The organism is Aeromicrobium sp., from assembly GCF_049586495.1.
Lineage (GTDB): Bacteria > Actinomycetota > Actinomycetes > Propionibacteriales > Nocardioidaceae > Aeromicrobium.
Window position 1 is genome coordinate 1 of sequence record NZ_JBAVCB010000149.1, and the last position, 7,572, is coordinate 7,572.

The window sequence follows — 7,572 nt, forward strand, 5'->3', positions numbered from 1 at the left end:
GTGACTCCTCAGCGGGCGTGCGTGACTCCTCAGCGGGCGTGCGCGACTCGCCAGCGGACGTGCGTGACTCGTCGGCGCTACTCCGCGGTGGCGTTGGGCTTGCGCCAGGAGCGCTCGAAGGGCAGACGCCAGGCTTTGGGAGCGATCAGCTGGTGCACAGCGTTCGGGCCCCAGGTTCCCGCGGGATAGGCGCGGACCGGAGGGGTGTCGGCCAGCAGGGGCTCGGAGATCTGCCACAGCCGCTCGATGCCCTCGGCCGTCGTGAACAGGGTGCGCTCGCCGCGCATCGCGTCGTAGATCAACCGTTCGTACGCTTCGAGCACCTGTCCGGCGCGGTCGGTGTCGTGCATCGCGAACTGCATGCTCAGCTTGTCCAGCTTCATGCCCGGGCCAGGCCGTTTGCCGTAGAAGGACAACGACATCTTCGAGGCGTCGGCGAGATCGAAGGTCAAGTGGTCCGGCCCGGCCAGCCCGACTCCGGACCCTGAAGGAAACATGCTCTTGGGTGGTTCGCGGAACGCGATGGAGATGACGCGCGCGCCCTCGGCCATCTTCTTGCCCGTGCGCAGGAAGAACGGCACGCCAGCCCACCGCCAGTTGTCGATCTCGGCCCTCAGCGCCACGAAGGTGTCAGTGTCGGAGTCGGCCGGAATGCCCGGTTCGTCCCGGTACCCCTGGTACTGCCCCCGCACCACTTCGCGGGGATCCAGCGGCAGCATCGACCGAAAGACCTTGTTCTTCTCCTCCGAGATCGAATCTGAGTCCAGTGACGTCGGCGGTTCCATCGCCATGAAGGCCATGACCTGAAACAGGTGGGTCACCACCATGTCCTTGAACGCTCCCGTGCCTTCGTAGAACCCGGCTCGTCCCTCCAGCGACAAGGTCTCCGGCACGTCAATTTGTACGTGGTCGATGAAGTTGCGGTTCCAGATCGGCTCGAACAGACCGTTCGCGAACCGGAAGGCGAGGATGTTGAGGGCCGCCTCCTTGCCCAGGAAGTGGTCGATGCGAAAGATCTGGCTCTCGTCGAACACCTCGTGGATCGATGCGTTCAACGCCCGAGCGCTGGTCAAGTCGGTGCCGAAGGGCTTTTCCATGATGATCCGTGAGCCCTGCACGAGGCCTGCAGCGGCCAGCGTGCGCACGACGTCGAGGGCGGCCCTCGGCGGCACGCTGAGATAGTGCAGACGGCCGTGCTGCCCGCCCAACGCGGCCTCCTGCTTGGCTGCCTCCTGCGCGAGCCGCTCGGGCCCAGCAGTCACGTTGACGTACGACAGGCGCGCCGTGAAGTCCGCCAGCTCCGCATCGAGCACCGGTCGCGTGCTGAACTCCCGGCACGCCTCGGCTGCATAGGTCCGGAATCCGGCGTCATCCAGCTCGTCCAGCGAGACGCCGATGATGCGCGAGTCAGGCACCAGACCGGACTGCACGAGGTGCATCAGTCCCGGCAACAGCTTGCGCCGGGCGAGGTCACCGGTGGCTCCGAAGATGACGATCAGGTGCGGCTGTTCCATGGCCACAGGCTAGACCTGCGGTCAGATGAGGCGGCGGTCGTTGGCCCAGCGAGTCAGCTCGTGACGGCTGGACAGCTGCAGCTTGCGCAGCACGCTGCTGACGTGGGTCTCGACGGTCTTGATCGAGATGAACAGCTCTTTCGCCACCTCCTTGTAGGCGTAGCCGCGTGCGATCAGGCGCATGACCTCACGCTCGCGCTCGGTCAGCCGGTCCAGATCCTCGTCGACCTGCGCGACCTCGATGGTGCCTGCGAACGCGTCCAGCACGAAGCCCGCGAGTCGTGGCGAGAACACGGCATCGCCAGCTGCGACCCGCACGATGGCGGCGACCAGGTCGGGCCCGGAGATGTTCTTGGTGACGTAGCCGCGGGCACCGGCTCGGATGATGCCGATGACGTCCTCGGCGGCATCACTGACCGACAGTGCCAGGTAGGTCGTGGTGGCGTGCCGCAGGTTCAGCCGTCGGATGACCTCCAGCCCCCCACCGCCGGGCATGTGCACGTCGAGCAGCACGACATCAGGCCTCAGGTCCGCGATGATCTGCACGGCGCTGTCGACATCCTCCGCCTCGCCAACCACGTCGACGGCAGCGCTGATCTCAGCGCGGACCCCGGTCCGGAACATGGCGTGATCATCGATGATGGCGACTCTCAGCTGGTTCATGGGGTGCTCTCCTGAAGCGGCTCATCAGTCGGCGCGTTGGCGCGTCCACTCACCGGAGCCGAGAGCCGCACCTCGGTTCCTTCGCCTGGAGCGGTGCGGATCGTGGCGGTGCCCCCGTGTCGTTCGACGCGATCGACGATGGAGCGACGTACGCCCATCCTGTCCTTGGCGATCTGCGCCGCGTCGAATCCCACGCCTCTGTCGCGGACGAATACCGACGCCGTGCGCCCGTCAGCCTCGGCGTACACGTCGATCCGATCGATTCGAGCATGAGTGGACGCGTTGACCATCGCTTCACGGGCCGCCCGGACCAGTGCCGTGACCGCCGACCCCATTGGCGCATCACCGACGACGACGGTCTCGATCGCCACGCCGTGGGAATTCTCGACCTCGGCGGCGACTCCGCGCAGCGAGGCCGCAAACCGGTCCCCGATGGTCTCGTCGGTGCCGTACAGCCACGCGCGCAGCTCCCGCTCCTGGCGACGAGCCAGGGTCGCGACCTGCGCCGCGTCGGCCGGATTCTTCTGCAGCAGCGCCAGGGTCTGGAGCACCGAGTCGTGCAGGTGCGCGGCGACATCGGCCCGCTCCTGCGACCGCATCCGCTCGCGACGTTCGTCGGACAGGTCGCCCATCAGCTTGTAGAGCCACGGACCAAGAATCAGCGCGACGCCCAGCAGGGCGATCACGACAGCAGACCCAAGGTCGAGGACTGCCCCCCATCCACGGTCCTGCGTGATGACGTAGGTGGCGGCCAGCGCCACGAGCACGATGCCGACACCCACGCGTGCCGCAAAGGCCACCCCAGCTGTCTGGCGCATCCACCGGCCGAGCGACGCATCGTCGAACTGACGCCAGATCACCGCGATCCCGAGCACTGCGACCAGGACCGGCGCCAGCAGCGATCCGTCCGGCCCGCGGCCCGTGGCCTGCAGGAGCACCAGGACGCCGACGCCGATGGCGGCCAGCGCGACGCCCTGAACGACCTCCGTGGACGCCGGTCGCGTGCTGGTCCGCAAGCCCCGACGGGTGGCGGACTCCAGGCCCGGGGACATCTCGGGCTGTTGCAGCGGCAGAAATCGCCACAGCAGCAAATAGGCGATGACGCCGGCGCCGTTGAACCACGTACCGACGATGAAGGCGATGCGAACAGCCAGGACGCCGACCCCCAGGTGTTCGGCGACACCGGTGCTCACCCCGGCGACCAGTCGACGATCGGCCGGTCGATGCGCACGGCGGAATTCGCTCACCCCTGATCGTCACACGTCGTGGGGCTGGCCCGCCAGACCGGACTCCCCCCGACGCACCCTGACGCGGCTCATGACCAGTTCAGGGTCGTCCCCGATGTGCGCAGGGGCGCCGGTCCGAGACGATGAAGCCATGAACGACACCCATCAGGACCCCCCCGCGGGCGACACGGGGCGGGATGCCGACCCACCCGCTGAGGGCTTCGACGCCCAGCGGCTTCGCACCGTGGCCGACATGCAGCGATCCTCCACCCCACGTCTGGTGGCCGGGGTCTGCGCCGGCATCGCTCGCTACCTGAATGTCGACCCGGTGCTCGTGCGCATCGTGTTCGCCGTGCTGATCTTCCTCGGCGGCGCCGGCGTCATCCTGTACGCCGCCTTCTGGTTCCTCGTGCCGGCCGACGATGCCGAGAAGTCCATCGCCGCGGACTGGTTCAGGCTGGACGCCAACGAGGAGAGGATCCGCGTCGGCGGACTCGTGGTCGCCGCCGCGCTGGCCGTGCTGGTCGCCGTCGGCGACAGCGGCTGGGGGTGGGGCGGCGGCGTGCCGTGGGGCCTGATTCCGCTGGCGCTGCTGGTGTACCTGTTCGTGGTGCGCCCTCGCCAACGCCGCCAGAAGCACGAAGCCGCCACTGTCGCGGCGCTGCAGTCGCCGGTGCACGAGTCGGTGAAAGACGGATTCCGGACCACCACCTACACGCTGCCGCCCGAGCGCCGGTCGTGGGCGCTGACGGCTCTGACCTTGTCGATCACGGCGATCGCCATCGCGATCGCCCGCATCGTCGCGGACTCTGGTGACGGCGCGCCGTGGACCACGTACGTGGCGCTCTCCCTGGCCATCGTCGGCGCCGGACTGCTGATCAGCACGGTCGTCGGCGACGGCGGGCCGCTGATCTTCCTGGGGCTGCTGCTCGCCGTCGCGCTCGGGCTCGGTGCCCTCCTGCCCAACCCGCGCATCGGGGAGCAAACGCTGGCGCCGACGAAGGCCGCCGACGTGTCGTCCACCTACGAGCACGGTGTCGGGGTGCTGGAGCTGAACCTCACCGGCCTCGAGGACCCCGATTCCCTGCTGGGAACGACGATCAGCCTCGAGACCGGCGTGGGACAGACGCGGGTGATCGTCCCCAACGGGCTGAACGTTGCCATCGACGCCGACCTGGTGGCCGGGGAGATCGCAGTGTTCGACCGCACGACGAACGGCACAAAGACCCGCATCCAGACGCCAGCAGATCCGGGTCGCGCCCTCACCGTGACCATCGACCAGAAGATCGGAGACATCGAGGTGATCCGCCAGTGACCACCCACGCCTTCCGGTGGAGAGGTCTGATCTTCGGACTCATCTTCGTTGCCATCGCTGGAGGCTGGGCCGCCTGGAAGCAAGACCTGCTGACCCAGCAGCAGTTCAGCTTCACCGTCAGCGCTGTCCTGATCGTCTTCGGCATCCTCGGCGTGATCGCCACCTTCTGGCGACCCGTCCCGCGCCCGCCCAGCGAGCTGCTCCCGGCTCCGGGAGCAGATTTGTCCGACCCCCACCCCACCGCGGAGGTACCCCATGAAGACCCTGACCCGCAGCCGTGACAACACGTGGATCGGCGGCGTGTGTGGCGGCATCGGCCACTACACCGACGTCGACGCCAACCTGATCCGTCTGGCAGCCGTCGTCTTGACGATCCTTGGGTTCGGCACCGTGGTCATCGCCTACCTGGTCGCCTGGTTGTTGATCCCACGGGCCGGCCGCACCGTGACCGTGGTCAGCCCCGTCGCTCCCACAGATCCCGAGCCCGGACAGCCGTCGCCGTGAAGTCGCTGAAGACGCCGTCGACGCCAGCATCGAAGTAGGCGAGGTACTCGGCCACGGCGTCGCCGTGCGCCGAGTCGTCCCTGCTGCTGCGCAGATTGACTGGCAGGTACTTGTTCTCGTTGCGCATCGTCCACGCGTGCACGAGCAGGCCGGCGTCGTGCGCGTGACCCACCAGTCCGGTCTCGCCTGCCAGGCGTCGTCGCTTGTCGAGCGCGATGACCTGCATCTTGATCGGTCCAATGCCGTCGGCGTAGGAGGACACGTCGGCAAGGCCAGCGGGAGTGGCCAGATCACGATAGGTCCGCGAATCCCCGGCATCGACGAAGTCGAAGGGAGCGCCCTTGCCCTTCATCAGCTGAATCAGGGTCAGCGGTGTGCGATCGCGCAACCGGCGCAGATTGCCCGGCTCCATCGACTGGATGATCACGTTCGCGTCCTCGTGGTTGGAGCTCCGGCGCTCCAAGGCGTCGATCAGCAGATCGTTCAGATCCAGGCCGATACCGGCGAAGTAGGTGGGGTGCTTGGTCTCCACGTAGGCGCCGACCCGACGACCGGTCGCCACCGTGGCTTCCTCGGCCAAGTCCAACATCTCGTCGAACGTGAGGATCTGCTCCTGACCGGCGAGCGGGATGTTCTGCGGCCTCAGATCGACCAGACGCTCGCGGGTGCGCAGCGTCTTGAGCTCCTCCAGCGTGAAGTCCTCGGTGAACCACCCCGTCAGCTGTGTCCCGTCCACGATCTTGCTGGTCTTGCGATCCGCGAAGCGTGGGTGCTCCGCGACGTCGGTCGACGTGCTGATCTCGTTCTCGTGCCTGACGACGAGAACACCGTCACGGGTGCTGACGAGGTCAGGCTCGATGTAGTCAGCGCCCTGCTCGATGGCCAGCAGGTAGGACGGTCGAGTGTGCTCGAGGCGCTCGCCCGGAACCCCTCGGTGGCCGATCACGACAGGTCGGGCGGTCATGGGTTCCATCACAGCACATCAAGAGCCCCGAGTCAGCCGCACCGCTCCGTCCCTGCGGGGGTCGGCGGCCGCCACGAGCCGGCCGTCTGCGTGCCGCACGGTCGCGGTCACACCGCCGTAGTACATCGTCAGGTCGGTCTCGATTCTCACCGACTCGTCCGGCCGACCAGCACGGTGCACGTGGACGCGAGGATGATTGATCGCCTGCTGCAGGGGCATCCCGCCGTTGGCGAAGCCGGCGATCGTCTGCACCGTCGCCGTGGTGATCCGGTCTGCGCCAGGCGATCCGATCGCGATGACCGAGCCGTCGTCGTGGCGCCCCACGGTGGGCGCCATGTTGGACAGCAGTCGAGTGCCGGGATCGAGCCCGTGCAGTCCACGGGGATTCAGCTCCTGTTCTCCCAGACAGTTGTTCAGCCAGATACCGGTCCCTCGGGCCACCATGCCCGAGCTGTACCCCGATGACACCGTGACCGAGCAGGCCGCGCCCCGCGAGTCGGTGGCGGACACCTGGGCGGTCGATCCAGACTCGAGCACCGCCAGCTGATCTCGATCGATGTCAGCCAACAGAGCAGCGGCATCGCGGACCAGATCGTCGGTGTGGTCCAGCACGTCGAGGCGCCGGGCCAGCACCGCCCGCTGCACTCGAACGAGGAGGTCGATGTCGGCGGACGACCAGGAGCCGTGCGGCCGGTCGCCCATCAGCTGGAGCATCGCGGTGACGCAGACGCCGCCGACTGACGGCGGCGGGTTCGTGCCGAACGTCCACGCGCCGGATCGGACCATCAGGGCCGGACGGGTCACCGGCTCGTACGCCTGCAGGTCGGCGAGACCCAGGATCCCGCCCCGCTCCTGCACGTCCGCGGCGATCATCCGGGCGAGATCGCCGGTGTGCAAGGCAGCGGCGCCTTGGTCGGCGATCTGCTCCAACGACTCGGCCAGATCAGGCAGCTGAACCAGGCCCGACGTGATGGCGCCAGCGGCATCGTGGATCGCCGATCGGCTGGTCTCATCCCACCCGAAGATGTCCGCGTGCGAGTACTCCAGATAGAACCGGGACGCCGAGCTGAGCCGAAAACCGCGCCGCGCGACATCGACCGCCGGAAGCACCAGCTCGCGCCACGGCAGCCGACCCCATCGCCGGTGCGCCTGCTCGAAGGCGGCAATCGATCCGTGAGCGGCCACCGACCCAGGACCAATCGTCACGGTCACGCCGCCCCCGTACTCGGTGTGGACATCCCATGTGCCGCGGCCATCCTGACTGCCGCCGAGTCCGCGGCCGGGCATGTCCATCCACCCGTCGACCGTCTGCGGCGGTCCGCCGTCGGGCGGCTGGACGGTGATGAAGCCGCCTGAGCTGGGCGACACGATGCCGACCTCGTTGAC

Annotated in this window: 8 protein-coding genes; 3 read left to right on the top strand and 5 right to left on the bottom strand. The window is 67.9% G+C overall.

Going from position 1 to position 7,572, the window contains the following annotated elements:
- Positions 1-77: 77 nt before the first annotated feature.
- Genes zwf through WB508_RS07940 form a run of 3 tightly spaced genes read right to left on the bottom strand, consistent with a single transcriptional unit; the run spans position 78 to position 3,424 of the window.
- Positions 78-1,514 carry a glucose-6-phosphate dehydrogenase gene (gene zwf / locus WB508_RS07930; RefSeq protein ID WP_423844346.1) on the bottom strand — a complete coding sequence of 479 codons (1,437 nt, stop codon included), beginning with the start codon at positions 1,512-1,514 and terminating at the stop codon, positions 78-80.
- 21 nt (positions 1,515-1,535) lie between these two features.
- Positions 1,536-2,177 (bottom strand): response regulator, encoded by a 642-nt coding sequence (locus WB508_RS07935; protein ID WP_423844347.1) that lies wholly within the window; start codon positions 2,175-2,177, stop codon positions 1,536-1,538.
- Positions 2,174-3,424, bottom strand: coding sequence for a PspC domain-containing protein (locus tag WB508_RS07940; protein WP_423844348.1), 1,251 nt, complete (start codon positions 3,422-3,424; stop codon positions 2,174-2,176). The genes WB508_RS07935 and WB508_RS07940 overlap by 4 nt, the downstream gene beginning before the upstream one ends.
- A 130-nt stretch (positions 3,425-3,554) precedes the next feature.
- Between WB508_RS07940 and WB508_RS07945 the strand changes: the two genes are divergently transcribed.
- From WB508_RS07945 to WB508_RS07955, 3 genes are read left to right on the top strand one after another with little or no spacing between them, the layout of a single operon-like run.
- A complete protein-coding gene (locus tag WB508_RS07945; RefSeq protein ID WP_423844349.1) occupies positions 3,555-4,718 on the top strand; it encodes a PspC domain-containing protein in 1,164 nt (387 codons plus the stop codon).
- Positions 4,715-4,999 (top strand): hypothetical protein, encoded by a 285-nt coding sequence (locus WB508_RS07950; RefSeq protein WP_423844350.1) that lies wholly within the window; start codon positions 4,715-4,717, stop codon positions 4,997-4,999. The genes WB508_RS07945 and WB508_RS07950 overlap by 4 nt, the downstream gene beginning before the upstream one ends.
- Positions 4,974-5,222 (top strand): PspC domain-containing protein, encoded by a 249-nt coding sequence (locus WB508_RS07955; protein ID WP_423844351.1) that lies wholly within the window; start codon positions 4,974-4,976, stop codon positions 5,220-5,222. The genes WB508_RS07950 and WB508_RS07955 overlap by 26 nt, the downstream gene beginning before the upstream one ends.
- Here the strand turns inward: WB508_RS07955 and WB508_RS07960 are convergent.
- Both WB508_RS07960 and WB508_RS07965 read right to left on the bottom strand, forming a co-directional pair.
- Complete coding sequence (locus WB508_RS07960) at positions 5,173-6,186, bottom strand: glycerophosphodiester phosphodiesterase (protein WP_423844352.1); 1,014 nt, start codon at positions 6,184-6,186, stop codon at positions 5,173-5,175. The two genes, WB508_RS07955 and WB508_RS07960, sit on opposite strands and share 50 nt — an antisense overlap.
- A gap of 18 nt (positions 6,187-6,204) precedes the next feature.
- On the bottom strand, positions 6,205-7,572 hold a 1,368-nt coding region (locus WB508_RS07965), incomplete at its 5' end, for a gamma-glutamyltransferase (protein WP_423844353.1).